This is a genomic window from Nostoc sp. DSM 114161 (assembly GCF_052692665.1).
Genome location: NZ_CP195141.1, coordinates 6125400 through 6152084 on the forward strand (window position 1 = coordinate 6125400; position 26685 = coordinate 6152084).

Here is a 26685-nt window from a genome sequence, read left to right on the forward strand (position 1 = left end):
ATGAATTTACCGGCTTTGTCTGCTGATTCTGCCTTAGAAACGCATTTAGAAACGCAAGCGGTTCTCTATCCCACCCTAAGGCAGTTGGTGCAACTGCTACCTTGGAATCATCTGCGAGTTCGAGAGTATTTACAAGAACAAGCCCAGCAAAATCCCTTCTTGCGGAAAAACTTAGCAAATCGAGAAGCATTGCTAGAGGATATTTTACCAAGTTGGTACGAGCCAATTACCAGAGAACCCAGTTTGCAAGAACATTTACGAGGGCAAATTTCCGCCCTCAACATTACTTCTAGACAACGAGAAGCATTAATTTACCTCACAACTTGGCTTTTACCCTCTGGCTATCTGGAAGAATCACCACTCCTGTGGGCAGCAGGAAGTTCTTGGAGTGCCTCACAGTTAGAAGCAGTTGTGCCTTTGCTGCAAAACCTCGATCCTCCAGGTGTGGGAGCGAGATCCCTACAAGAATGTCTCCTGATACAACTGCGAGATCGGCCCCATAGTCTAACAACCCTCTTAGTACGAGATTATTTAGAAGATGTAGCTAAGTGTGTAGGTAACTCCAACGAGGTTAAATACAATCAACAACTATTGCGTGAAAAACTGCAACAAAGACTCTTAGAACCACCCACTTTATCAGCACTCGCAGCAGCAATTGGAGAAATTCAAACCCTCGAACCTCGACCGGGAAGGAACTTTAGCTATTCTTCCACGAGTATCGTTACTCCCGATCTCCAAGCCAAACCTGATGCAAACGGGTGGCAAATTTCTTTAGTTTCTCAGGTAAGTCAAGAGTATTGCTTGGATGAAGAAGCACTTGCAACTTTGAACATACAGAAAAACTCATGGCTAGAATCTTTACTGCAACAGGCACAGAATTTACTAACGGCACTCGACCAGTGGCAAGAAAACTTACTTAAAGTCGGACAATTTTTGGTTGAACGCCAACAAGCTTTTCTCGCCAGTCAAGACAACCTAGATTTAGTACCCACACCACAGCAGCTAGTCGCTCAGTCCCTTGGACTTTCAGATGCTACCATCAGCCGCATTGTGCGAGAGCGTTATTTATTAATTGGCGGACAGCAAAACCGTATTTTACCATTGCGATCGCTGTGTCCTCCTGTTGGTGTTGGTGGACGTACACCAACACAGATTCAACAGTTAATTATGCAACTGATTCAAGAAGAAACAACTGCCAAACCCTACAGCGATGAACAACTTTCGCAACTACTCAAGCTGCGATTTGGCGTAGAAATTGCCCGTCGGACTGTCGTCAAGTACCGTAAATTAGCGGGGATTGATTCATCTCATACACGTAAATTTAGTAAATCCAGAAATAGCTGAGTGCCAGAGTCACAACAGTTAACGGTAGCCCAAAACGCAAATGTTCTCCAAAAGTTAGCTGATGTCCTCGCTTGGCAACGGCCTCTGCCACAATCAAATTAGCTACAGAACCCAGTAGCGTCAAATTTCCCGCCAGTGTAGAAGCCGCCGCTAACAATAGCCAAGTTTGTGTATCTGGATGGGGAATTAGGTGATGTAACAATAGTACCGCCGGCACATTGGATACCAGATTTGACAACAACACCGTTACCCCCAAAATATTCAAGGGAGTATCAACAAAATGGGAAAACCATTCCACCGCACCCAATTTCTGCACGCCCTCTGTTAAGATGAACAACCCAGAAAACATGACTAGCAAATCCCAATCTACTTTTTGTAAAATTCGCTCTGGCTTGAGACGACGTGTAACTAGCAATAGTCCAGCCGCAATTAATGTGGCTTCCGCAGTCGGAATGCCAATTAAAAAAGCAACCAACAATCCAGCAGTAATTAGTAAACTTTTAATTAATAGTGGTTTTAAGATGCGATAATTAGGCGGCTCTACTTTCAAATCCGGACGCAAGGAACGCACTTCAGGATACAACCACCACAACCAACCCACCTGGATAATTAAACATATCAAAGCAATCGGTGTCAAAGCTTTAGCAAAGTCCAGATAACTAATGCCAGAGAAAGAACCGATTAAGATGTTCTGAGGATTGCCGCTCAGGGTGGCAACTGAACCGAGATTAGTCGCTCCTGCCAGTGCCAAGAGATAGGGAACAGGATTCAGGTTTAGCAGTTGAGCGATGCCGACTACCAGAGGCGTGAGGATGAGAGCGATGGTATCGTTGAGGAACAGTGCTGAGAGAAAGCCGCTACCAAAAGTCAGGACTATTAATAACCCCAATCGGCTGTGGATATGGCGGACAGTGTAATCAACAGCCAACCGGAAAAAACCCGCCGCCGCCAGATTAGCACTAATAATCATCATCCCAAACAAAAAGATGAGTGTCTTGTAATCAATTGCCCTCCACGCCGCAGACAGATCCAATAATCCCAATGCCATCAACAAAGCTGCACCGACAAGGGCAATTGTGGCACGGTTCATCCGCAGTCCGGGTAAGTAACCAAACCCTAACCCAATGTAAGTTATTAAAATCACTAAGTATTGCAGTACTACCATTGCCTACTCTCCCACCCCAGCTAACTCTCTAGAGCTTACCGAATGGGGTGTAGATTTTGTTTCTGGCATCAAGAACCAAAAGAAAGCTAAAGCAGCAGCGGCGATCGCTGCCATACTTAAAAAACTAACGTTGTACCCTGCTTCTTTAGCGACAAAGCCAGCTAAGGAGTTACTCAGAGATGCCCCAATCCCAACAGCAGCCCCAATTGCCCCTTGCGCTAAATTAAAGTGTCCTGTTCCTTTAGTTAAATCGGCTATTACCAAAAGCTGCATTACGCCAAAAATTCCTGCGCCTATACCATCTAGTAATTGTACAGATACTAAGAAGAATGGATTATCGCTGAGGGTATACAACACACCGCGAATCGGCAATACTAGAAACGCCAATAAAAATATCGGTTTACGCTTGCTGCGACTCGCCCGTTGACCGACTAAAATTCCTAGTGGCACCATTACTAGTTGTGCTGTGATAATGCAGGCAGACATAAATAAAGGCGGACTACCACCTTTGTGGTGAGCCAGCACTTCACCGACTAAAGGCAGCATTGCAGCGTTAGCAAAGTGAAATAGCACCGCACACATAGCAAAAATTAGCAAGCGGCGATCGCTCAACATCTTTGTAATATTAGAAACATGAACTTGGCGATCGCCATCATCACCCCCTCGTGCTAATCGGTAGTCAATGTCTTGTTTACGAATTCGTAATGTACAAGCAATTACTGCTAGTGACATCAGGGCGATGAAATAAAAAATACCTGCTTGACCAACAAACTGACCGATTAATCCTGCCAGTAATGCTGCTACTACATTTCCCGCCGAACTCAGGGTTTGGTTACGCCCGATGCGGCGTTCAATTCCTTGTCGTCCAACTAATCCTAGAGAAATGGCAGCGATAGTGGGGCCAAAGAACGTGCCTGCAATAGCAGTAAAAGATTGGGCTGTTAAAATGATGGGAAATGATGGCATAACAGCTATAAAAATTGAACTAATCGCAATTAAAACTGCCCCTACGACAATCAGCGATCGCTTCTGTTTAACCTGGTCAATTAAGGCTCCAGCAGGCGTTTGAGCTATTACCCCCGCCAATCCAGAAATAGTCATTACCAAACCTACTTGTGCTGGGTTCCAATGCAGACTCGACGTGAGGTAAACAACCAAAAAAGGCCCTACACCACCTTGAATATCTGCTAGAAATACATTCAACCAATCCAGTGCAAATACACTCTGCTTGCGAGATCCCAAACGCGTCACCATATCTCTCCCCTGTTGCGGTACTTTCTAAAGTTGGGCTACGCATTCTTCTGTGCAAAAATTATGCCAATTCAAAAAAACATTTTTAATTCATTAAACTAAACTGATAGCAAGGGAAATATTACTGAGATTTTATGTTAATTTTCAGGCTTTAACTAGATAAACTAGCGTCGTTAAATATCTCGTTTTATAAGTAAACTACAAAGGCGATCGCTTAATTTCAGATTTTACAACTACCGATTGCCTCACACCCGCCATTCCTCGTCAGTCCAAAAATTTATCATTATCAATAGGTTCCACTCGCTCAATAGCAATACGAGTCAAATCGCCACCGACTCGTTGATGTCATTAAAATAAAGTTTGTTCGCCCTCATAAAGCATCACTTCCCCCAAAAAACTATGGTGCGCTTCGGCTTTCGGCTTTAGCGCACCACAGAATTTAAAATATTTGGAAAACTAATTTAGGCTGGAACGAGTTGAGCAATCAATGAGCGTTTATCAAGGGTGTGAACTTTACCTACTTCGCTCAGAGCATTTACAATTCGATCTAGCATTTCTCCAGCTTGTTCGCGATATTGATTTTCGCGACCTCGTAAACGAATAACAAACTTCACTGAATCGCCTTTACTCAACCAACCAACCGCTTGCTCGATGCGTAAGTTGTAATCAGCCACTCCCACGTTGGGACGCAGCCGGACTTCTTTTACCGTTGGTCTAGCACTCTGTGTCTGACGCTTTTTCTTTTGATACTGAAACTTACCATAGTTGAGGATCTTCGCTACTGGAACTTCTTTGCCTTCGGAGACTACAACTAAGTCAAGTTCTACGCTCTGCGCTAGCTCTAGAGCCTCACGCGTATCGATTACACCACGATTGTTATTCTCATGGTCGATCAAGAACACTTGAGGTGACTTGATTTGCGAGTTAATTTGTTGCTTTTGGATTGCGATAATGTTTCCTCTCTATTGTTCAATCTTTTGCTTTGCAAGTTGCAAGCAATTAAATTCTAACACACGCTTCATATAAAGACATCGTAAGCTATTCTGAACCTTTCACATGACTACATTTACAGGACTTACGTAGTAATACGAAAAATCAAGGGTTTGGGGAAGGGTGTGGAGTGCCAATTTCTAGACAAGTCCTAAAAGAATGCGGTCTCTTGGGTTTAATACCATTTCACGAAATTATTGATACAAATCATTTCTCTTGCTCCCCCTGCCTCCCCTGCCTCCCCTGCTTGCCTAAATGTATCAATCTTAAAGTGAAACGGTATAACCTCCTGCCTCCTGCCTCCTAACTCCTGCCTTTGTTGGTAACTTCAGATTAATTACTTTTTCTTGCCCTTAGATTTGTTGCCTAGATTTTGTTGCCGCGAACGCAGATATCATGTCAACGGTTTCTTGACAAACTACTAGTAAGGACTATTATGTTCCCGGACGAGAGCGAATACTATCTGGTATATGATGGCGATCGCCTAATATTTCTAACAAAGGGCCATGAACGTCAAATTTAACCATACTTACCGACGCGACCAAAATATTCACCCGATAGCGATAGCGCCCTAAATCAATTCCCAGTAAACTGCAAAGCAGAATCCGAATCGTGGCTTTATGGGAAACTACTAAAACATTACCTTGGGGATGTTTTTCTTGAATTTCAGCAATTACAGGCATAGAACGGTTAGCAATATCTACCGCAGTTTCTCCACCTACTGGTGCATTCCAAGCGGGTTCTGTCAACCATTTTATATAGTTTTGGGCGTAATTCTCTTGAACAAACGATTTACTCTTAGTTTCCCATTCGCCGTAACTACCTTCTCTAAGTCCGTCACGCAACTGCATATCCATACCGATAGCATCACAAAATGGCTTGGCAGTTGCAATTGTGCGCTTCATGGGGCTAACATAAACTGCTTCCCACTTCAATTTTTGATAAACATCGGCAAAACTCTGTGCCATCTGCATCCCCTCTGTTGTCAACTCGGCATCAGTTACACCACAAAAATTACCACTTTGACTAAAAGTAGTTTCTCCATGTCGCAGTAAATACAAATTGAGTGTCATAGCTTGTATGGCGATTGGGATAAAGGAGTTTGTGCCTAAATAAAATACCATCAATCTCGCAATCGAGTATGTGGCATCAGAACAAAGTAATCAACCAAAAAAGTCAATTCCCTCACAAACTTTTGAAATCGAAGACAAAAGTAGCGGTTTGGGCTAGTACTAAGTATTGAGCTGATATACGCAGTGAAACAGTTCCTCTTTTAGAGTTGTGTTAATTCAATTATTTTATCAATTCGGAAGTTATTTACCCAATCAGTTAATGTATTTGCTAGATAGGCAGATTCTGGAGGAATTTGCTCCAGCAAGCTAAAAATTAATTTCTCATCGGTACATAGTGCCGCTTGGTGTAATTGTGTTATCCATTCACCAGGCATTTGATTTAATAATTCTTTTAAAGATGAAAGTTCAAAATCCGGATTTGTCTCTAATGTTTTTACGTGCAGAATATCGGCTGCATAAACATAACGAACCCCTAAATATTTTGCCATTTTCTCAAAGATTACTTCTTCTCGAAATGGTTTACGCACAAAATCGTTACAACCAGCTGATAGTACCAAAGAGCGTTCTTCATCAAAGGCGCTAGCTGTCAGAGCGATAATTACAGTAGCCTGACCCTTTAAATTAGCTCTGATTTTTTTAGTAGCTTCATACCCATCCATAACTGGCATCCGCATATCCATCCAAATTAGGTGCGGTTCCCAGATTTCCCAAAGTTTCAACCCTTCTTCACCATTTTCAGCTTCACGCACGTCAAAGCCAAGGGGCGCTAAAATTTTCACTAAAAGTTGACGATTCTCCTGTTTATCTTCAACTATGAGAATTCGGTAATTTAGTTGATTCGGTTCTAAACCAATTACCTGTCTGTTTGATTGTTGAGTAGGGATTTCGCTTTCTTGGGCTGGACTAATATGAATTTTAAAATTAAAAATGGTTCCCTGACCCAGGCGACTCTTAACGGTAATATTTCCCCCCATAAGATTAACGAATTTTTGGCTAATGGTTAAACCTAAACCAGTTCCTTGTTGAGATTTGATCCCGGCTGTTGTTTGCACAAAAGGTTTAAACAATCGATCTATTTCATCTGGTGAAATGCCAATACCTGTATCTTCTACTTCAAAATCAAGATAATCGGTGTTTGAAAATTGTTGCTGAAAAATTTGCCGATTTTTATTTACTAATTTTACGCGTAGGGTTACATAGCCTGCTGAGGTAAATTGAATAGCGTTTCCCAGAATATTGATTAATACTTGACGTAATTTACTTTCATCTGTACGTATATATCGGGGAACTTCAGAATTATATTCAAATATTAGCTGTAAACCTTTAGATTCGGCTTTTATACGAAACATCTCTTCTAGAGAATTGAGGAGATTGTATAAGTCAAAGCTGTCTTCATTGAGTGTAATTCTACCAGTCTCAATTTTAGACATGGATAAGACATCATTAATTAATGTTAGCAAATGTTCGCCACTGCGACTGATAATTTCGAGATATTCTAACTGAGAAGGGTTAATGGAGCGATCGCGGGTCATAATCTGAGTAAAGCCAAGGATACTATTGAGGGGAGTACGCAACTCATGACTCATATTTGCCAAAAATTGACTTTTGGCACGATTAGCAGCTTCAGCTTCTTGAGCTTTTACCTCTAATTGGTGACCGTAATTCTCTAACTTTTCGCTAGCCAACTTTAACTGTCGCGTCAGCCAATAAACACCAACTAATAGTCCCCCCACCGACACCATAGCCACTAGGACAATCGTCCCCGCCAAATGACGCGCAGGCGCAAAGGCTTCTGCCTGGTGCATTTCTACCAATAAAGCTAAATCTTGATCGTCGAGCCAACGATACACCCCGATCGCTGGTACTCCCGCATAATTGGTATATAACCCAGAGCCACTAAATCCACTCATGGCAGCATCAATACCTTTGCTCCTAATTCCGTTGGGAAACTCCTTGTTTTTGATTGTTGCTTGCGAAATCAAGGTATTCTTAGTAATTAACGAGCCAACTAAATAAGTTTCACCGCTTTGACTCAATCCAGTACGTTCCCTGACAATTCGATCGATTCGGTCTAAGCTCAGGTGAGCTAAAATCATTCCCCGTCTTACCCCTGCTTTGTCACGTAAATTTGTTGCCAATGTCACCGATGGTTTCCCAGTTACAGGAGAGACATAAAAAATGGGAGCTAATTTGTATCCAGGCTGAAAATCTTCAATATAAGTAATATTACTTAAAATTTCATATTGACCTTCGCGCTTGCGGTCAGTAGATAGAACAATTCGATTGCTGAGATCCAGAATAAAAATCTCTGTGAAATTAGGTTTTAGCTTCGCTACTTCATGAAAATACTCAGATAAAACTGTGGTAACATCCTCATATTCTGGAGCAGATTTTTTAATACTTAAAAGAGTATTTAATTTTACTTGTACGTCAGGAAATTTAGTCGTCAGCCAAAAATCTCTTTGTTGGTCTTCAAACCAACGAGTAATTTCTTCCTCCTTAAGGGTTGCAGCCACATTCAGCCGATTGAATGCTGCTTGCTTGAGAGCCTCTCTGGCATTGATGAAAGCCACTCCTGCCACAGCTCCAACACTCAATAGAGACAAGAGTAAAAAGGAACTGGCAATTTTCTTAGTCAGGTGTTTATTCGAGAACTCCATCAGCTTTTATCGGCGATCGGCCAAAGCAAAAGGTATTGAAGAAAAATCAGGAGAAACTACCAAACATGAAAGATCAACTGTACCAACTCTACTACAGTTCCAGTAAGAACGAAATTACATCATTCTCTTAAAAGAAGCTGAGTAATCGCAAAAAATCCGGTATCAGCGTAAAAATTGAGTGTGTATATTTTCTTATCTTTATCTAAATTAAAGAAGTATGATATTGAAATTCAAAACCAGTCAAATTGCTCAATATTGGAAACATAAGCAGATATTTACCATAATGTCAATACTAAGTAGTCATAGCTATATGCTAACGGTATTGATACTAAGCTTGATAATGGTTGCTTGTAACGATAAAACGCAATCTGATTCCTCCTTGGTTGAACAATCCACTACTGATAGTAAAGCGATTAAGTTATTGTGGGATAAAGGTTTCACTGTAGAAGAAGATGAAGCCTTGAGACGGGTTGTTAGTAATTGGGAAAAACAAAGTGGCTACAAAATTGAGATAACTTTTTATACAAATGATGGAGTTCCACAAAAAACTCAAAGGGCTATTAAGACAGGTAATCCACCTGATATTTTAGTCGGTTACAACGCACAAACAGAGTTAGATCCGCGATTGGCCTGGGAAGGCCAACTAGCTGATGTTTCTGATGTTATCGAACCTGTGAAAAATTTGTATCCAAAGGAGATATTAGAAGCTGTATATTTTTACAACCATAAGAATCAAAGACGTAGTTACTATGCTGTGCCACTTCACGAAGGTACAATTCACATTTTTTACTGGCGGGACTTGCTCAAACAAGCAGGTTTAAGTGAAAGCGATATTCCAAGTGATTGGGATGGTTTTTGGAATTTCTGGAAACAAGTACAGATTAAATTGAGATCGCAGCAAAAACAATATCAGAACATTTACGGTTTAGGCTTTACCTACTCTACAGGTGCTTCTGATACTTACTATATGTTTGAGACAATTTTAGAAGCTTATGATGTAAAACTTCTAGATAATAAAGGGCAACTTTTAGTTGACGATCCTCAAGTGCGTCAAGGCATTATTAAAAGCTTAGAATGGTATGCAAAATTTTACCAAGATCGCTACGTACCATCAGACTCCATCACTTGGTTAAATCCAGATAATAATCGTTATTTACTGAATCGAGGTCTGGTGATGACACCCAATAGTACACTCTCAATTCCTGTTACTCTTCGAGCAGATCTTGATACCTATAAAAAACTAGGCATTTTGGGATTTCCCAATAAACCTAATGGCAAACCCATACGCTATCTATTTATCATGAAAGAAGCTGTTCTGTTTGCCAAGTCCCGAAATCAGAAAGCTGCTAAAGATTTTCTAGCTTATTTAATTCAGCCAAAGGTAATGAATGATTATCTCAAGGCTGGTGGCGGTCGTCATTTTCCCGTACTTAAATCTGTATGGCAAGATCCCTTTTGGTCAAACCCATCAGATCCACACGTTTCATCTCTAACCAAGATACTAACTACACGTCAAACGCGCCCATATTACAGTAGTTTAAACCCTGCTTACACCATAGTTTTAAAGGAAAATGTCTGGGGTAAGGCTCTCCAACGGATACTTGTAGATCGGATTACTCCCAGTCAAGCAGGCGATGAAGCAATTAAGCGCATTAAAGAAATTTTCAATCAATGGGAATTATCAGGGGGAGAAACAGAAAAAGGGACTGGGGACTAGTGTGCCAAAACAACTTTGTATGATGGCAGGCTCTTGAAGCAGTGGGAGCAGGGGAGGCAGGGGAGGCAGGGGAGGAAAAAATATTGTTGAAAATGACTCTTTGTTTGCGTGACTTACACAGCAATTTTGGGTTGGTCGAATACTAGGAACTAAGATTTTTACTCGGAACTCAGCACTTTTAAGCTAGATTTCATTGTAATTGTATTGGCAGGATGTAACGATTTTGTGCGTAAACCTTGTTGTGAAGAAGCAATCTTAAATAAGATGGCAAAATATTTAGGGGTTCGTTATGTGTATCGAGCGAGTCATTGATTTAACACAGCCAAAACAATATGGATAAAAATCAGGTTCAGCCCCCTAAAGCTAATATTTTAGTTGTGGATGATACCCCGGACAATCTAAGACTTTTATCTGCTATGCTCACTCAGATGGGGTATGAAATTCGCCGCGTAATTAATGGGCAAACAGCATTAAAAACAGCACAGGCCGCACCGCCAGATTTAATTTTGCTCGATGTGATGATGCCGGACATGAACGGCTATGAAGTCTGCCAACACCTGAAAGCTGACGATAAAACACGTAATATTCCAGTAATTTTTATCAGTGCTTTGGATGAGGTACTGGACAAAGTTAAAGCCTTTGCTGTTGGTGGGGTGGACTATATCACCAAACCGTTTAGTGAAGAAGAAGTTTTTGCTCGTGTAGAAAATAATTTGATTATTCAGAGGCTGCAAAGGCAACTGATCGAGCAGAACGCACGCTTGCAACAAGAAATTAGCGATCGCCAAGCCGCCCTACGCGATCGCGAAAAAGCCGAGTTAGCCTTACGGTTGAGTCAGTTTTATCTTGATAGATCGAAAGATGCGATATTTTTCATCAATGCCGATGCCCAAATTGTTTATGTGAATGAAGCAACTTGTCATAGTTTGAGATATTCCCGCGAACAACTGCTAAGTATGAATATTCAAGATATTGACCCAAATTTTGGCCTTGCTACTTGGCAATCAAAGTTATCAGAGTTTAGACAAAGAGACTCTTACGAAATAGATACTATACATATCACTCAAGATGGTCAGCGTATCAATGTGAAAGTGACCGTCAATTATATTCAGTTTAAGGGTCAAGATTACTTTTGTAGTAATGCGCGGTATCTCATAAATCGCTAAGGCAGGAAATTTCCATGCATAACAGACTACATAATTGCTGGATTATACAAGCTCAACACCATAGCACTGACTAACTTAGCAGTATAAGAAATTATTAATCTTTTTTTAAAATAAGTATGGAATAATCAGATACAGTTAAAGTCTTATTTGTTAGTTAAATCAATTTTTACAATAAAGTTTTTTAAAATGAACATAGAAGAAGCATTGGTAATCTTAGATACATTAATTGAACCAGGATTAAGCGATATCCAAGAGGTGGTATTCCGCCAAGCTTGGGAAGGAAAAACCTATGCAGAGATAGCAGACAACTCTGGTTACGATGCTAATTATATTAAAGATGTGGGTTCTAGGCTATGGAAGGTATTGTCAAATAATTTACAAGAAGAGGTGACAAAAAGTAATTTTCGTTCAGTAATTAGAAGGCGATCGCAAACTAATATTTTGCAAAAAAATTTACAGAATGCTTTGCCGGTTTTAAATCACCAGCAATTAATTACAACCATAAATGAAGCAAAAAATACTTATGAAGATATAGAAGTTAAAAATAACGATACTTCTTTGAGTCAAAGACTATCTAGTTTGTTGGGCAGTGTATCGCAACAAAAATCTTTAACTCCCAATCCCGACTTAGAAACTCCCAACGGCCCCGTACCCCTGAATTCTGGCTTTTATATTGAGCGTCCGCCCATTGAAGAACGCACATATTCCGAAATCAAGAAACCCGGCAGCCTGATTCGGATTAAAGCTCCCAACCACATGGGCAAAACCTCTCTAATGCAGAGAATTCTGGCTCATGCTAGAAAAAATGCGATGCATACCGTCACCATCAGCTTCCAAAGAGCAGATAGCCAAGTATTCACCAGCTTAGAAAAATTCTTGCGGTGGTTTTGTGCCAATATCAGTCAGCAATTGCAACTAGAGTCAAAACTTAATGATTATTGGGATGAGGATATCGGTAGTAAAGTCAGCTGCACATTATATCTTCAGGGATATTTGCTCTCAAAAATTGACTCTCCGGTAGTGTTGGCATTAGATGAAGTCAATAGGATTTTTGAATATCCAGAAATATGTAGCGACTTTCTGGCTTTACTGCGCTCCTGGTATGAAGATGCATCAGAATTGGAGATCTGGGGAAAACTGCGACTATTAGTAGTTCATGCCACTGAAGCTTATATTCCTTTAGATATTAATCAATCCCCGTTTAATGTGGGATTACCGATTAAATTACCAGAATTTAGTTTAGAGCAAATGCAAGATTTAGCAATCCGGCATGGACTGGAATATGCTAAAGGCGAGGTGGGAGTACAAAAGCTAGCTTCTCTAGTGGCAACCATAGGCGGACATCCATATCTAGCTCGTATTGCTTTCTATAATTTAGCTAATCAAGAGTTAACTTTAGAACGTTTATTGCAGGAAGCTCCTACTATTTCGGGGATTTATAGTAGCTATCTCAGGCATCACCTGGCGAATCTGCAAGAGCATCCAGAATTAGTTACTGCACTCAAATCAGTTCTGGCATCTTCTGAGAGCGTGCAATTAGAAGCGATCGCTGCCTATAAATTAGAAAGCATGGGTTTGGTAAAACTAGAAGGGAATCAGGCTGTACCCAGTTGTGAGTTGTATCGACTGTATTTCCGCGAACAATTAAGTTAAAAGTATGAGCAAGTACGAATATCAAATCGGCGGTAGTCTCAAAGTAGATGCACCTACCTATGTAGAGCGTCAGGCTGACGTTGAACTTTACGATGCTTTGCTTCAAGGTGAGTTTTGTTATGTATTTAGCTCCCGACAGATGGGCAAGTCTAGCTTACGTTTGCGAACTCGGCATAGATTAGAACAAGCTGGCTATAGTTGTGCCTCTATCGATATGACTCGCATCGGTAGCGGTAATATTACCTCTTCCCAATGGTACAAGGGCATAGTTGTTGACTTATTAAGAGGCTTTAATCTCTGGGACAAAGTAAATTTAAAAGCTTGGTGGAATGAGCGAGAAGATTTACCTGCACTACAGCGATTGAGCTTGTTTATTGAAGATATTTTATTAGTCCATCTATCATCTGAAAAAATTTTTATTTTTGTTGATGAAGTTGATAGTATTTTGAGTTTAAATTTTCCAGTTGGAGAATTTTTTACTTTAATTAGGGCTTGTTACAATCAACGGGCAGAAAATCCAGAATATAATCGTTTAACTTGGGCATTATTTGGAGTGACAACGCCTTCAGGCTTGATTTCTGATTCTAATTCTACTCCGTTTAATATAGGAAAATCGATTGATTTGCAAGGTTTTAATTTATCAGAAGTGCAACCGCTAGCTGAAGGATTAGAAGGAAGAGTAGCTAATCCGATGGCAGTTATGAAAGATATTCTGAGTTGGACAAATGGGCAACCATTTCTGACGCAAAAGCTGTGCGAAATAGCAATTAAAGAAAGAAATCGTGGCAGTAAAGATATTCAAGAGCATAGGATTAAGGAAACTGACGAGCGTTTTAAATTAGATAATCATCTACCGATTATTAACCATCATTTGATTGATTTTTATTACCAATTTCCATCGTTAATTTTAGAAAAGCTAGTACGAACGCATATTATCGATAACTGGGAAGAAAATGATGAACCAGAGCATTTAAAAACAATCCGCGATCGCCTGCTGCGAAACGAGCAGCGTGCTGGAGGTTTACTGGTACTATACCAGCAAATTTTACAGGGAATTGAGATAGCTTGCGATGATGGAGAAGAGCAAATAGAACTGCTGTTGTCAGGGTTGGTTATCAAGCAGCAAGGGCAATTAATAGTCAAAAACCGTATTTATAAAGAGGTTTTTAACCAAACTTGGGTAGAAAAACAATTAGCAAAATTGCGCCCTTACTCCCAAGCATTTAACGCTTGGGTAGCCTCCCAAAGCTGTGACACTTCACGACTCTTGCGCGGGACAGCCTTACTTGAAGCTCTAGCCTGGTCGCAAGGCAAAAGCTTGAGGGATTTGGATTATCAGTTTTTAACAGCTAGCCAAGAATGCGATCGGCGAGAAGTTGAGGCGCAGCTGATAGCAGAACGAACTAAAGAAGTTAGAGCTAGACTAGCTCAAGAGCAAAAAGCAGCTAAATTTCAAAGATTATTTTTTATCGGCGCATTCGGGTGGGCATTGATAGTTGTTTTAGGATTGGGAATGGTGACTTTCGAGTATAAAAAGCACTGTTCGCTAACATCAAAGCAATTAATACATCAACCATAAGGGGAAAGGGGAAAGGGGAAAGGGGAAAGGGGAAAGGGAAAAGGGGAAAGGGAAAAGGGGAAAGGAAAAGAATGGAAAGAAAAAGAATCGAAACTTTTGAGGATTTAAAAGTATGGCAAAAAGGTATTGATTTAGTTAAACAAATATATTTAAGGACTAAGGAAGGTGAACTGAGTAAAGACTTTGGTTTAAGAGATCAGTTAAGACGTGCAACGGTATCAATACCTACAAATATTGCAGAAGGATTTGAACGATATTCTCGCAAAGAATACTTAAACTTTCTAAATATTGCTAAAGGGTCTGCCGGTGAAGTTCGCAGTCTTTTAAGAGTAGCGTTAGAAGTGGGCTATTTAGACCAACCAACTTATACACAACTTTCTAATCAGGCTATGGAGTTGAGCCGTATGCTATCTAATCAAATTCAATCCATAAATCAGTCATTAAAATAATAAAACCTTCCCCCTTCCCTTTCCCCTTTTCCCTTTTCCCTTTCCCCTTTCCCCTTCCCCCTTCCCCTTTTCCCGACTTCTGCAAGAAGTCTACTGTAATCGAGGCTCAGCGACCGGTCAATTGCTCCAACTTTTCGGGATAACGAGCTCCTTGCACTGGGATTTTGGAGGCGGCATCATCGATGTCATGCAAATCGTCGGGCGTGAGTTCCACTGAGACTGCCCCGATGTTTTCGTCCAAGCGATGCAGCTTCGTGGTGCCTGGGATGGGCACGATCCACGGCTTCTGAGCGAGCAGCCAGGCGATCGCAATCTGAGCTGGTGTCGCCTGCTTCTGTTGGGCAATGCTGCCGAGCAGATTAATCAGGGCCTGATTCGCCTTGAGAGCCTCCGGCGCGAACCGAGGCAGGGTGCTGCGAAAGTCGGAGCTGTCAAAGGTCGTGCTTTCGTCGATCTTGCCCGTGAGAAAGCCCTTACCCAAAGGGCTGTAGGGGACAAAGCCGATTCCAAGTTCCGATAACGTTGGTATCACTTCCTCTTCAGGCTTTCTCCACCACAGCGAGTATTCGCTCTGGAGAGCAGTCACAGGCTGAACTGCGTGTGCGCGGCGAATCGTTTGCACTCCTGCTTCAGAAAGACCGAAGTGCTTAACCTTACCTGCCTGAATCAGTTCTTTCACCGCTCCTGCTACGTCTTCGATAGGCACGTTCGGGTCAACCCGGTGCTGATAAAGCAGGTCGATCGCCTCCACCTTGAGCCGCTTGAGCGAACCCTCCACGGCTTCCTTGATATGCTCTGGTCGGCTATTTAGTCCTGGCGAACCCTTCATTCCACGGGGATCGGAATTCGGACTCAGGTCGAACCCGAATTTGGTGGCGATGACTACTTGGTTGCGGAAGGGAGCGAGGGCTTCACCCACAAGCTCTTCGTTCAACAACGGGCCGTAGACCTCGGCTGTGTCAAAGAATGTAACGCCGCGATCGACGGCAGCCGCCAGAAGAGCGGTCATCTCCTGGGTGTCTTTGGGCGGGCCATAAGAAAAGCTCATTCCCATGCAGCCAAGGCCGATGGCCGAGACTTCTAAGTTACTGTTTCCAAGTTTGCGCTTTTGCATGATTACTCCTTCGAGATGCGATCGCAGTTATTCAGATTTCAGGGATGCCATATCGATGGTGAAGCGGTACTTCACATCGGACTTGAGTAGGCGATCGTAGGCTTCGTTGACCTTCTGGATGGGAATAACTTCGACATCGGCGGTGATGTTGTGTTCGCCGCAAAAGTCGAGCATCTCCTGGGTTTCGGCGATGCCGCCGATGTTAGAGCCGGAGAGACTGCGGCGGGCCACGATCAGGCTGAATGCTGAGATATCCAGGGGCTTTGGAGGTGCGCCAACAAGGGTGATGTTGCCGTCGCGTCCAAGCAGGTTGAGATAGGCATTAATGTCGTGAGCGGCGGATACGGTGTCGAGGATGAAGTCGAAGCTGCCAGCGTGTTTCTGCATCTCATCAGCATTACGGGAAACGACCACTTCATCAGCACCCAGGCGGAGCGCGTCTTCTTTCTTATCGGGTGAAGTGGTGAAGACAACGGTGTAGGCTCCGAAGGCATGGGCAAACTTCACGCCCATGTGTCCCAGCCCGCCGAGACCAACCACACCAACTTTCTTGCCTTTGGTGACACCCCAGTGGCGTATGGGCGAGTATGTTGTGATCCCAGCACAAAGGAGCGGCGCAACCCCAGCAAGATCGAGGTTAGAAGGAACGCGCAGAACGAAGCGTTCATCAACGACAATGCTATCGGAGTAGCCGCCATAGGTGACGCCTCCAAGGTGCTTGTCCGGGGAGTTGTAGGTGAGTGTCATCGAAGGGCAGAACTGCTCAAAGCCAGCTTGACACTGGGGGCAGGTTCCATCCGAATCGACCATACAGCCGACCCCTACGAGATCGCCGGGCTTATATTTGGTAACTGCCGAGCCGACTTTGGTGACGCGGCCCACGATTTCATGGCCGGGGACAATCGGGTAAACAGTGGACACGAAGTTGCTCCACTCGTTACGCACCGAATGGAGGTCGGAGTGGCAGATACCGCAGAAGAGGATTTCGATCTGTACGTCGTGTTCGGTTGGCTCGCGCCGGGCGATCGTGTCGGAGGCCAGTGGTGATGTTACACTGGCTGCGGAATAAGCTTTCGTTTTGTACATAGTTGGTTCTCCTTACATTACTACCTAGATCTGGTACTGCTGGTCAGTGAGATGTTCCATCCACTCGACGACTTTGCCATCGAGTTGTCGATTCGCTTAATTCCTTCACTTGATGCCATTTAGGTAGGTAGTAGTTTGCTTTCGTGTGGCGGGGTAAAGGGGAAAGGGGAAAGGGGAAAGGGGAAAGGTTTTAAATCCCTTACCCCTTATCCCCAGAGGAGACCCCACCTTCCCCTTTCCCCAGCCCTCACAAGCGCATTTTTGGGTTGGCAGACCGCTAGCCCAATCCTAGAGATTGAGCACTTATGCCTGCTCTATCTGTAGGGATGGATTTTTTAAGAAGCAAGGTTAGCCTTGATGACATTTTGGTTGCTAGTAGGCAAGCCTCTTGCCCAATCAAAACTGAGTTTTCTCTTACATAAAAATCCAGAATCCTTACAAAAAGCCGGAACCATGTTTCATTGCTTTAGCTTTATTCTAGGGATTTTCAAGAGCAAGCAATATAACGATCGTCTAAGATTGTTGTACAATCCTGCAAACTTAGAAAAGTCCGATATGGATTTAATGAACGACCCGCAGGCAAAGCGCGAGGCTTCCAGAGCGCAAGCCAACAGAGACGAACTGACTGAGCGCATCTCACAGGCTATCCGTAAGGATGGGACGATTGAGCCGCTCAAAGGTTTGCACCTCAATCGCTCCTCCTCGCCTTGGGAATGCGTTCATAGTGTCTCTGTCCCTGCCCTTTGTATAATTGCCCAAGGCAGCAAAGAAGTTCTTCTGGGCAGCGATCGCTATCAGTACGACCCGATGCATTATCTCCTTGCTACAATCGAACTGCCGATTGCCAGCCAAATTCTTGAAGCATCCAAGGAGCAACCGTACCTTAGTCTTCGCCTCGATCTCGATCCTACCCTTGTCGGTTCAGTCATGGTCGAGGCGGGCTATCCCTCACCACAAAGTCGTGGCAATGTAAAAGCGATAGACGTGAGTTTATTGGATGCGCCTCTGTTGGATGCCGTAGTACGGCTCGTTAGGCTCGTGGACGCCCCCGCCGAAGCTCAGGTTCTGATGCCTCTGGTCACACGGGAAATCATTTACCGACTTCTAATGGGAGAACAAGGTAGTCGGCTCCGTCATATTGTAGTTCTGGGTGGCAGCACCCACCACATCGCCAGAGCTGTCGCACGACTTCATAAAGATTTTAAGGAGCCGCTTCGTATTGAAACCATTGCCCAAGATCTTGGAATGAGTGTCTCAGGCTTCCACCATCACTTCAAGTCTGTCACTGCAATGAGTCCCTTACAGTTCCAGAAGCAACTGCGGCTCCAAGAAGCTCGCCGTCTGATGCTGGGGGAAAACCTTGACGCTACCAGTGCTGCCTACCGTGTGGGTTACGACGATGCCTCGCACTTCAACCGGGAGTACAAGCGGTTGTTTGGCGCTCCACCGATGCGCGATGTGGAACGGGTGCGAGAAGCTGCTAGAGAGACTGATAGTTCTATATAATCTTCTCAAGAAACCCTAATCTTTAGCACTTACCCACTGAAGCTTGAAACCTCGATCCCCCCTAGCCCCCGATAAATTGGTTACGGTGTACACACAAGTCTCTTGATTTACACCTTTGTTGCACTGGCTTACACCTTTGTTGCACTGGCTTGCACCTTTGTTGCACTGGCTTGCACCTTTGTTGCATCGTCTTGCACTTTTGTTGCATTGCCTTGCACCTTTGTTGCATCGGCTTGCACCTTTGTTGCATCGTCTTGCACCTTTGTTGCATCGTCTTGCACCTTTGTTGCATCGGCTTGCACCTTTGTTGCATCGAAGAGCAAAAATTAACCTTCTGTGCTTACATCAAGTTCGGTTGATTAGTTATAGTTCAATACGGTTCAGTTAAGGCTAACAAGCTGATTATTCATGTACTGAGCTTTATATCGCAGAATTTACCATACCATTTTGGGAAAAGTGTCTGTTAAAAAATCTTTATTATGCGCTCGCGTTTTTAATGTCGGTATTTTAGGGTTAACCGACATTAAAGGGAAAGCGGCTAAAATAGGGCGTTTAGTTGAAGATTAGCCTGTAAAAACTGGATATATGTGTTGATTGATGCGAGATGAAATTATGGAAAGCGAAGAATTTTTCCAGCGATATGATGCTGGAGAGCGGGACTTTAGCGGTGTTGATTTGAGAAGAGTTATGAATTTCCATTACAGAGTACCCATCTTTAGGGATGCCATACTCAAAGATGCGGATCTGAGTGGAATCACTAGATATCGCGTTGATTTCACTGGAGCCGACCTGAGCAATGCCTGTTTGTCAGGAACTGACATCAAATATTGCAACTTGAGGCGGGCTAACTTGAATGGTGCTAATTTGGCTGAAACTGACCTTAGTTTTGCTGACTTGAGAGGTGCTGACTTGAATAGTGCTGATATGGTCGCTGTCAACTTGACTGGTGCTAATATGACTGGTACTTATTGGAAGACGGCTTGGCTGTTGGATGCTATTTTGTGCAACACTATTTGCCCAAATGGCGAAGTTGTCGTTGAACGCTGTTTCATTGGTCGTCAACGCCGAAGCCTCTGTTAAAACAGCTAAGTATAAGTATTGCTATTAAGTCCAGATTCTTAATTTACTTATAAAATTGTTCATAGTTATACTCACTTACTCTCAAGATGCGCGTTACCCCACCCCGGCTTTGCTGACGCAAAACCTCCCCTCCCCTTGCCAAGGGGAGGGGATTGAGGGGTGGGGTAAACAGCTGTGTAACAAAGCTTTGAGCTTAAGTTGACACCAATGAACATTGTTATCCCCTTACGATAATTTAGTATTCAAGCATGTATTCCATACAAATGAAAAGCGCTGTAATTTGCACATTGAGACCGCAGGGGGGCAGGGAGCAAGGGAGAGGGTTTGCAGCTTTTATGAGCATGAAAATGAATGCAATTTAAATGATGATTAGCTTATCAATATTAAAGTGAAATTTTATCACTCTTCGGTTGTGTCAAATCAATAACTTTATCAATACGAAAGTTATTAATCCAATCAGAAAGAGTGTTTGCTAAAAGAACAGATTCTTCAGGAATTTGTTCGAGTAAATTAAAAATTAGTTTCTCATCAGTACACAGTGCCGCTTGGTGTAGCTGTGTCACCCATTCAGCGGGCATCTGAGCCAAAATATCTTTTAATAATAAAAGTTTCAAGTCTGAATTTTCAGCAAGTTCATCTTTTGGAAGGGGTTTTTCTGCATAGACATAGCGCACTCCTAAATATTTAGACATCATATCTAAGATTACTTCTTCTCGAAAGGGCTTACGTACAAAATCGTTACAGCCTGTCGATAAAATTACAAATCGTTCCTCTTCAAAAGCACTAGCAGTTAGAGCAATGATAACAGTAGCTTGACCCTTTAAAGTAGCTCTGATTTGTTTAGTAGCTTCATATCCATCCATTACAGGCATCTGCATATCCATCCAAATCAGTTGCGGTTCCCAAGTTTCCCAAAGTTTTACTCCTTCTTGACCATTTTCAGCCTGACGTACCTCGAAGCCAAGGGATATGAGGATTTTGGCTAAGAGTTGACGATTTTCCCACTTATCTTCAACTACTAAAATTCGATATGTTGGTTGATTTGCCTCTAAACCAATTACTCGTTGTTTTAGCTGTCGAATAGGAGTTTCAGCTTCTTCGGCTAGGCTAATTTGTAGATCGAAAGAAAAAATCGTTCCTTGACCTAAAGTACTGCTAACACTAATATTTCCTCCCATTAAATGCACGAATTGTTGGCTAATACTTAGACCTAAACCCGTTCCTTGCTGAGATTTCCAACCTGCTTCAGTTTGGACAAAGGGTTGAAACAACTTTTCAATTTCAGCAGGTGCAATCCCTGGGCCGGTGTCTTCAACTTCAAAGTGCAGCCAACAGAATGAGGAGTGGGAGTTTTTGATTGCTTGTGTATTTTCTGGCGGTTGTAGTTTACTTTCTTCCTTTATCCGAACTCGCAAATTAACGCCGCCTTCTTGAGTAAATTTCACCGCATTACCAATGAGGTTAATCAAAACTTGACGCAATTTACTTTCATCTGTATGCACGTATTGAGGAACTTCAGTCCTGCGCTCAAAGATCAACTGTAAACCTTTAGATTCTGCTTTGAGTTGAAACATCTCTTCAAGTGAATCAAGTAGAGCGTACAAGTCAAAGCTGTTTTTGTTCAATGTTGTTAAGCCCGCTTCAATTTTGGACATTGACAACACATCATTGATTGAGGTCAACAAATGTTCTCCACTGCGGCTAATTATTTCTAAATTTTCCAACTGGGAAGCATTGATAGAGGAATCGCGGCTCATTAACTGAGTAAAACCAAGAATACTGTTAAGAGGAGTACGCAGTTCGTGACTCATGTTTGCGAGAAATTCGCTTTTGGCACGGTTGGCAGTTTCGGCAGCTTCTTTGGCAATTCTTAGGGCTTCTTCAGCTTTATAACGCGATCGCCCAATGGCTATAAGTTCGCTTACCCGTCGCAGTAAGTTGATTTCCTCTTGACTCCAAGTTTTAGATTTATTAATGGCATCTAATTCGAGCAGTCCGACAACTTTGCCAGAATAAATCATTGGTACAGCTACTACAGATTTAATTAAATCTGCCTCCAGAATCGCTTCTGGAGATATGCCTGCGTTGCGGGATGCTTGTAAACCTTGGATGGGATTACCGTTGAGAATTTGATTATAAAACCAAGGTAACGGCTCAGATGCACTAGCATTAGGCAATAATAAGGTGCTGCTAGGGTTGCGCCACTCATGGGCTATATGAAATTGCTGTTGTTCCTCGTAGTATTCAAAAATACAGCTACACTCAGCCCCCATAAATTCCGCGATCGCTTTTAGTGTAAAGTTAATGGCGGTGTCTGCATTCTGGTCGATAAATTGGCGAGAAATGCTAGCGAGTAGATTGTCCTCCCTAGCACGATGCTCAAGTGCTGCTTCGGCTTGCTTGGAATCGCTAATATCTGCAATTACCGCATCTATACAACCGTCTTCAACATTTCGCCTCAGGGACAATAGCCCCCAAGCAAGGGAGCGATCGCGGCGGCGTATTTGGACTTCAAAGTTACGTAGTTCGCCATGTTTTTCTAATTCTCTTAATAGTTTTTGGCGATCCTCTGGATTTGCATAAAAATCTGTTGTCAATTTCTTGCCGATGAGATCGGCAGGAGAATCATAACCTAAAATTTGGGCTTGCCGTTGGTTGGCTTCGAGAAACATTCCATCTCCTAAGCGGATACGAGCAATCCCCACTTGAAAGTTGTCAAAAATGTTGCGGTATTTTTGTTCGCTGCGACGTAGAGCTTCTTCTGCCTGTTTGCGATCGGTGATGTCAGCGACCACTGCTTCTAAACAACTGTCTTCCAGATTCCAACGTAAGGAAAATAAGCCCCAGCGCACCTCGCCATCGCAGCGATGAAACTTTAGCTCAAAGTTGTTGAGCGAACCTTTTTGACGCAGTTGGGTTAATAGATGCTGGCGATCGCTTGGGTTGGTATAAAAATCTGTGGTAAATTTGCCAATTACGTCTGCCACACAACTGTAGCCTAATAGCTCGGCAAAGCGTTGATTGGCATCTAAAACTAGTCCATCGTCAAGACGACTGCGTAAAATCCCAAATTGAGAGTTCTCGAACAAGCGGCGAAATTTTTGCTCGCTCTTGAGTAAGGCTGCTTCAGCCTGCTTGCGTTCGGTAATATCTCGAAAGCTCCAAACACGTCCAATAATTTTGTCGTCTTGCCATTGGGGTTGAGAATAACGCTCAAAAATGCGTCCGTCTTTCATCTCTAGCAAATCAAAAGCTGCCTGTTCTGGTTGCTCGTATAAAAGTTTCTTTGTTTTGGCAATAAAGGCTTCTGGATCTTGCGTTTGTTCGGACATGAACTTGAATCGTTCGCTGCTTTTACCAAACTGCAACAAAGATTCAGGCATCGACCACATTTGGAGAAATTTTTGATTAAAGACAGATATATTCAAGTCTTCATTGACAACTACAATTCCATCAGCAGTAGACTCTAGTGTCGCTTGCAAAAGAGACAAAGTTTCTGCTTGTTTTTGTACTGCTAAGGAGCGTTCTGCTTCTGAGCGCTTTGCTTGAGTAATATCTCTAATTACTAGTACGGATGACTTGTCACCTCCTGGAAGTTCGACACAGTTGCCTGATATTTCTAAAATTGACGAGGGATGTCTGCCGTTATGACATTCGTATTCTTGTGCGATTTCATAGCTGCCCTCTAGAACCCTGATATTTGGATAAAGCTCTGGCGCAACTGCTTCGCCAGCTAAGCTCAGGAATAACAAGTCACTGAGTTTAGCATTGAGAACTAAAATATGTGGTTGGTTAACAAGTTTGTCGAAAGCAGAATTACACCATTGGATTTTGCCATCACGGCCCGTCCAGACAATAGCATCAGCAATCGCCCCTAGTGCTGCCTCGATTTTGCCCAAAGTTGACCGTAATTGGTTGACCAAATCAGTTAAATTGATACTCATCAGCAAACTCCTGTTTTAGAAGCACAGATGCAGGTAAATTTGGTGTGTCTCCTCCTTTCGTGCATTTTTGTTAAAGAGGACGCAACGTGGCCATAAATACCCATTCTCCCTGATGCTTCTCTGCCATAATCAAATGCTCGGCTTCAATCTCTCGCCCATCTTTGGTGACTCCCACAAGACGCAGTGGATGATTGAGAATGGTAGAATTTTCCGTTGAGAGAAAGCGGGAAAAGCCGAGATGGTGCGGGGCATGAAACCCTTCTGGAATAACCACTGTAATCATTTGACCGTTAATTTCAGCCATACTCCAGCCAAAAACAGAGGTAAAGCGATCGTTTACATAAGTGATGAACCCTTGCCGATCTGTAATCACAACAGGCACTTCTGTTTCTTGTTTGATGTCACTGAGGGATTTCATTACTGCTTTAGTTATAAAGACTAGGAACTAGGCTGCTAAGGATTGACTACACTAACGTCAGAATTTCTCATGCTTGTGCAACATATTAACAGCAATTTGGCTACAGCAATTTTAAAAGTCATTGCGTTTATAGTATACCCCTACTCATTGAGCCAATAGGTTTTAGTGATGGTGTAAAGCGTCCACTGTAGGCGATCGCAAAGACTACTCATATCTTGAATTATTAGCTTTTGATATCCCTGACGTTGTTTTGCTGCAATTACCCCAAATCCAATATGACTTTTTCTGACTAAATCAGACAAACCGCTTTTTATCTCCTTAAAAACATCTAACTATTAAAGTCTTTTTCATGCTGTATTTATTGAAAAAACAGTTTAATTTATATTCATGGTTAAACAACAGGTTCTGAACGAGGCAAGCACAAAAGGAAATGGCTAAGGCTCTATTGAAAATAATAAATCTTCCTTATTTTCATTCAATTATCAGCCGTTACCCCATTCCTCTGAGAGTTGTAAAAAATATCATTAATGGCTGTTAGCAGCCCTGATGCAAGATTTTACAAATCATTTACGACTCTTATATATCGCAGTAAATTTCCATTTAAATCGGGATTTACATCTGTGCAAACTACAACTGAATCTAAATTTGACCGCATTACAATCAACACATAAAGGACAAAAAAATGGCACTTTTCAATCTTGGTACACTAGGTAGCACTCCTGTTATTAAAGATAACTTCAGTTTAACTACAACAGACCCAACGGATGTCTTTAAGTTTAAGATCGCAGATGCCAGCAACATCAACCTTTCTCTGACAAGCATTAGTGCTGGCGATGATGCGGACATCCGGCTGTTTAGAGATGCTAACCTCAACGGCGTATTGGACGACTTCGACCGAACAGTTGGAATTGTTTCCAATAAGGGAAGTAATCTTGATGAGGCGATTAACTTTAAAACCTCCTCTGGTACTTTTTTTGCAGAAGTATCTCGCTTTGCTCCAGGTAGTTCGGGCAGTGTCAGTTACGATTTAGCCTTATCTGCGACTAAACCGTCTGGAACTTTTCCCCTTTCATCTAGTTTCAGCAACCTTTTGCCTAAAGAATTTACACTTGGTAATTTATCAGGTGATGTTACTCGTACAGGTAACGTCAATAATCAGAATACAACTGATGTTTACAACTTTTCTTTGGGAACTTTTGAGGGTGTCAACATTAGATTGAGCGGACTCAACGGCGACGCTGACATTCGGTTAATTCGAGACTTGAATAACAATCGCATCGTTGATGCTGGTGAGGAAATTGCACGTTCTACTAACGGAGGTACTACCTCAGATCTGATTTCCAACATTAATCTATCTGGCGATTACTTCTTGCAGGTCACTCAATTCACTAGCTCTAGCTACAACTTGACCTTTGACCACTTCACTACCCCCTTTGCTTAAGTGGTGAGTAATACTTGAAAGCATTGTATGGCAACGCTTTCAAGAGTATGCAAATTATCTAAGCGGTAGAGAATCATACCTGAACTTTGCCGCTTTTATTCCACACTTTAGACAAAAAAATACATCAGGACTTAATTAAATTACTATCTACATCGAAAAAACAAAAAAATGACTAATTTCAATCTTGGTACTCTCTCTAGCACTCCTTCTCACTTTTCTTTTGAAACACCAAGTCCTAGTGATGTTTATCAGTTTCAAATCAATAGTACTAGAAACGTCAATTTGTCTCTTAACGATATTAGTGCTGGTGATGATTCAGATCTGAGACTTTTTCGAGACATTAATGGTAACGGTGTATTAGACGCCAGCGATCGCGAAAATGGATTGATTGCAAGTTCGCGTAATGGCAGCAATTTTGATGACTCAATTAATGTTAGAGCAAACGCAGGTACTTATTTTGCTGAAGTCTCTCGCTTTTCTGGTTCCGGTAGCGTGACTTACGATTTAGACTGGTCTGCAACAACATCCAATTCAACATCCGATTTCAGCAATCTTCTGCCTAAGGAATTTGAACTTGGTAACTTATCAGGTGATGTCACCCGCAATAATTCTATCAATGACAAAAATACTGCTGATGTTTACCACTTCTCTCTAGGAAGTTTTGAAGGTGTCAACATCACATTGGGCGGACTGAGCAATGATGCCGATATCCGACTAATTCGAGACTTTAATCACAATGGCAGAGTTGAGGCGGGCGAAGAAATTGCCCGTTCTATTAACGGCGCTATTACTTCAGATATCATTTCTAATATTAACAATGCTGGCGATTATTTCCTACAGGTCAATCAATTTCAAGGTAGTACTAACTACACTTTGGCTTTTGACCACTTCACCACCCCCTTTGCTTAATAAGCATTAGAGGTGGTGAATAGTAGTTGAAAGTATTGTATGGCAATGCTTTCAAGAGTATGCAAATTATACAAGCGGCAGAGAGCTATACCTGAACTTAACCGCTTCATAGGAAAAATAATAGCTGCACTCATTAAATA

Annotated in this window: 21 protein-coding genes; 10 read left to right on the plus strand and 11 right to left on the minus strand. The window is 42.4% G+C overall.

Features of this window, described 5'->3' with window-relative positions; all coding sequences use genetic code 11:
• Positions 1-1344: an RNA polymerase factor sigma-54 gene (locus tag NSTC745_RS25935; RefSeq protein WP_445633550.1), complete on the plus strand. Its 1344-nt coding sequence runs from the start codon at positions 1-3 to the stop codon at positions 1342-1344.
• Here NSTC745_RS25935 and NSTC745_RS25940 read toward each other — a convergent pair.
• From NSTC745_RS25940 to NSTC745_RS25960, 5 genes are all read right to left on the minus strand, one after another.
• Entirely contained in the window at positions 1322-2509 is a 1188-nt protein-coding gene (locus NSTC745_RS25940) for an anion transporter (protein WP_445633551.1), read from the minus strand. The two genes, NSTC745_RS25935 and NSTC745_RS25940, sit on opposite strands and share 23 nt — an antisense overlap.
• Before the next feature lie 3 nt (positions 2510-2512).
• On the minus strand, positions 2513-3763 hold the full coding sequence (locus NSTC745_RS25945) for an MFS transporter (RefSeq protein WP_445633552.1): 1251 nt from the start codon (positions 3761-3763) through the stop codon (positions 2513-2515).
• Positions 3764-4221: 458 nt separating this feature from the next.
• Complete coding sequence (gene infC, locus NSTC745_RS25950; protein WP_445638683.1) at positions 4222-4713, minus strand: translation initiation factor IF-3; 492 nt, start codon at positions 4711-4713, stop codon at positions 4222-4224.
• 471 nt (positions 4714-5184) lie between these two features.
• The gene (locus NSTC745_RS25955) at positions 5185-5823 is read right to left on the minus strand and encodes a histidine phosphatase family protein (protein WP_445638684.1); all 639 of its coding nucleotides are present in this window, start codon (positions 5821-5823) and stop codon (positions 5185-5187) included.
• A 200-nt stretch (positions 5824-6023) separates the two neighbouring features.
• On the minus strand, positions 6024-8483 hold the full coding sequence (locus tag NSTC745_RS25960) for an ATP-binding protein (protein ID WP_445633553.1): 2460 nt from the start codon (positions 8481-8483) through the stop codon (positions 6024-6026).
• Between the two features lie 340 nt (positions 8484-8823).
• Between NSTC745_RS25960 and NSTC745_RS25965 the strand changes: the two genes are divergently transcribed.
• From NSTC745_RS25965 to NSTC745_RS25985, 5 genes are all read left to right on the plus strand, one after another.
• Entirely contained in the window at positions 8824-10200 is a 1377-nt protein-coding gene (locus NSTC745_RS25965) for an ABC transporter substrate-binding protein (RefSeq protein ID WP_445633554.1), read from the plus strand.
• A gap of 332 nt (positions 10201-10532) precedes the next feature.
• Positions 10533-11366: a response regulator gene (locus NSTC745_RS25970; protein WP_445633555.1), complete on the plus strand. Its 834-nt coding sequence runs from the start codon at positions 10533-10535 to the stop codon at positions 11364-11366.
• A gap of 186 nt (positions 11367-11552) precedes the next feature.
• The gene (locus NSTC745_RS25975; protein WP_445633556.1) at positions 11553-13019 is read left to right on the plus strand and encodes an AAA-like domain-containing protein; all 1467 of its coding nucleotides are present in this window, start codon (positions 11553-11555) and stop codon (positions 13017-13019) included.
• Positions 13020-13023: 4 nt separating this feature from the next.
• Positions 13024-14598 carry an AAA-like domain-containing protein gene (locus tag NSTC745_RS25980; RefSeq protein WP_445633557.1) on the plus strand — a complete coding sequence of 525 codons (1575 nt, stop codon included), beginning with the start codon at positions 13024-13026 and terminating at the stop codon, positions 14596-14598.
• A gap of 71 nt (positions 14599-14669) precedes the next feature.
• Complete coding sequence (locus tag NSTC745_RS25985) at positions 14670-15047, plus strand: four helix bundle protein (RefSeq protein ID WP_445633558.1); 378 nt, start codon at positions 14670-14672, stop codon at positions 15045-15047.
• Between the two features lie 106 nt (positions 15048-15153).
• On the opposite strand, the gene NSTC745_RS25990 is transcribed toward NSTC745_RS25985, so the two are convergent.
• Positions 15154-16161, minus strand: coding sequence for an aldo/keto reductase (locus NSTC745_RS25990; RefSeq protein ID WP_445633559.1), 1008 nt, complete (start codon positions 16159-16161; stop codon positions 15154-15156).
• A gap of 27 nt (positions 16162-16188) precedes the next feature.
• Positions 16189-17247: an NAD(P)-dependent alcohol dehydrogenase gene (locus tag NSTC745_RS25995; protein WP_445633560.1), complete on the minus strand. Its 1059-nt coding sequence runs from the start codon at positions 17245-17247 to the stop codon at positions 16189-16191.
• A gap of 555 nt (positions 17248-17802) precedes the next feature.
• Between NSTC745_RS25995 and NSTC745_RS26000 the strand changes: the two genes are divergently transcribed.
• Positions 17803-18753: an AraC family transcriptional regulator gene (locus tag NSTC745_RS26000; RefSeq protein ID WP_445638685.1), complete on the plus strand. Its 951-nt coding sequence runs from the start codon at positions 17803-17805 to the stop codon at positions 18751-18753.
• Positions 18754-18881: 128 nt separating this feature from the next.
• On the opposite strand, the gene NSTC745_RS26005 is transcribed toward NSTC745_RS26000, so the two are convergent.
• Positions 18882-19076 carry a hypothetical protein gene (locus NSTC745_RS26005; RefSeq protein WP_445633561.1) on the minus strand — a complete coding sequence of 65 codons (195 nt, stop codon included), beginning with the start codon at positions 19074-19076 and terminating at the stop codon, positions 18882-18884.
• A gap of 289 nt (positions 19077-19365) precedes the next feature.
• Here NSTC745_RS26005 and NSTC745_RS26010 point away from each other — a divergent pair, with 289 nt between their 5' ends.
• On the plus strand, positions 19366-19833 hold the full coding sequence (locus tag NSTC745_RS26010) for a pentapeptide repeat-containing protein (protein WP_445633562.1): 468 nt from the start codon (positions 19366-19368) through the stop codon (positions 19831-19833).
• A 383-nt stretch (positions 19834-20216) separates the two neighbouring features.
• Here the strand turns inward: NSTC745_RS26010 and NSTC745_RS26015 are convergent, their stop codons facing one another.
• The 3 genes from NSTC745_RS26015 to NSTC745_RS26025 form a co-directional block, all read right to left on the minus strand.
• Positions 20217-23777, minus strand: coding sequence for a PAS domain S-box protein (locus NSTC745_RS26015; RefSeq protein WP_445633563.1), 3561 nt, complete (start codon positions 23775-23777; stop codon positions 20217-20219).
• A gap of 70 nt (positions 23778-23847) precedes the next feature.
• Positions 23848-24195, minus strand: coding sequence for a PAS domain S-box protein (locus tag NSTC745_RS26020; RefSeq protein WP_445633564.1), 348 nt, complete (start codon positions 24193-24195; stop codon positions 23848-23850).
• Between the two features lie 140 nt (positions 24196-24335).
• The gene (locus tag NSTC745_RS26025; RefSeq protein WP_445633565.1) at positions 24336-24497 is read right to left on the minus strand and encodes a hypothetical protein; all 162 of its coding nucleotides are present in this window, start codon (positions 24495-24497) and stop codon (positions 24336-24338) included.
• Positions 24498-24877: 380 nt separating this feature from the next.
• Here NSTC745_RS26025 and NSTC745_RS26030 point away from each other — a divergent pair, with 380 nt between their 5' ends.
• Complete coding sequence (locus tag NSTC745_RS26030) at positions 24878-25636, plus strand: PPC domain-containing protein (RefSeq protein WP_445633566.1); 759 nt, start codon at positions 24878-24880, stop codon at positions 25634-25636.
• Positions 25637-25804: 168 nt separating this feature from the next.
• A complete protein-coding gene (locus NSTC745_RS26035) occupies positions 25805-26545 on the plus strand; it encodes a PPC domain-containing protein (RefSeq protein ID WP_445633567.1) in 741 nt (246 codons plus the stop codon).
• The last annotated feature ends 140 nt before the right edge of the window (positions 26546-26685 follow it).

Bases quoted from the DNA above. Each gene is read 5' to 3' on its own strand.
- NSTC745_RS25935 (WP_445633550.1), top strand. From the start codon at position 1: ATGAATTTACCGGCTTTGTCTGCTGATTCTGCCTTAGAAACGCATTTA.
- NSTC745_RS25940 (WP_445633551.1), bottom strand. From the start codon at position 2,509: ATGGTAGTACTGCAATACTTAGTGATTTTAATAACTTACATTGGGTTA.
- NSTC745_RS25945 (WP_445633552.1), bottom strand. From the start codon at position 3,763: ATGGTGACGCGTTTGGGATCTCGCAAGCAGAGTGTATTTGCACTGGAT.
- NSTC745_RS25955 (WP_445638684.1), bottom strand. From the start codon at position 5,823: ATGACACTCAATTTGTATTTACTGCGACATGGAGAAACTACTTTTAGT.
- NSTC745_RS25960 (WP_445633553.1), bottom strand. From the start codon at position 8,483: ATGGAGTTCTCGAATAAACACCTGACTAAGAAAATTGCCAGTTCCTTT.
- NSTC745_RS25965 (WP_445633554.1), top strand. From the start codon at position 8,824: ATGGTTGCTTGTAACGATAAAACGCAATCTGATTCCTCCTTGGTTGAA.
- NSTC745_RS25970 (WP_445633555.1), top strand. From the start codon at position 10,533: ATGGATAAAAATCAGGTTCAGCCCCCTAAAGCTAATATTTTAGTTGTG.
- NSTC745_RS25975 (WP_445633556.1), top strand. From the start codon at position 11,553: ATGAACATAGAAGAAGCATTGGTAATCTTAGATACATTAATTGAACCA.
- NSTC745_RS25980 (WP_445633557.1), top strand. From the start codon at position 13,024: ATGAGCAAGTACGAATATCAAATCGGCGGTAGTCTCAAAGTAGATGCA.
- NSTC745_RS25985 (WP_445633558.1), top strand. From the start codon at position 14,670: ATGGAAAGAAAAAGAATCGAAACTTTTGAGGATTTAAAAGTATGGCAA.
- NSTC745_RS25990 (WP_445633559.1), bottom strand. From the start codon at position 16,161: ATGCAAAAGCGCAAACTTGGAAACAGTAACTTAGAAGTCTCGGCCATC.
- NSTC745_RS25995 (WP_445633560.1), bottom strand. From the start codon at position 17,247: ATGTACAAAACGAAAGCTTATTCCGCAGCCAGTGTAACATCACCACTG.
- NSTC745_RS26000 (WP_445638685.1), top strand. From the start codon at position 17,803: ATGGATTTAATGAACGACCCGCAGGCAAAGCGCGAGGCTTCCAGAGCG.
- NSTC745_RS26010 (WP_445633562.1), top strand. From the start codon at position 19,366: ATGGAAAGCGAAGAATTTTTCCAGCGATATGATGCTGGAGAGCGGGAC.
- NSTC745_RS26015 (WP_445633563.1), bottom strand. From the start codon at position 23,777: ATGAGTATCAATTTAACTGATTTGGTCAACCAATTACGGTCAACTTTG.
- NSTC745_RS26020 (WP_445633564.1), bottom strand. From the start codon at position 24,195: ATGAAATCCCTCAGTGACATCAAACAAGAAACAGAAGTGCCTGTTGTG.
- NSTC745_RS26030 (WP_445633566.1), top strand. From the start codon at position 24,878: ATGGCACTTTTCAATCTTGGTACACTAGGTAGCACTCCTGTTATTAAA.
- NSTC745_RS26035 (WP_445633567.1), top strand. From the start codon at position 25,805: ATGACTAATTTCAATCTTGGTACTCTCTCTAGCACTCCTTCTCACTTT.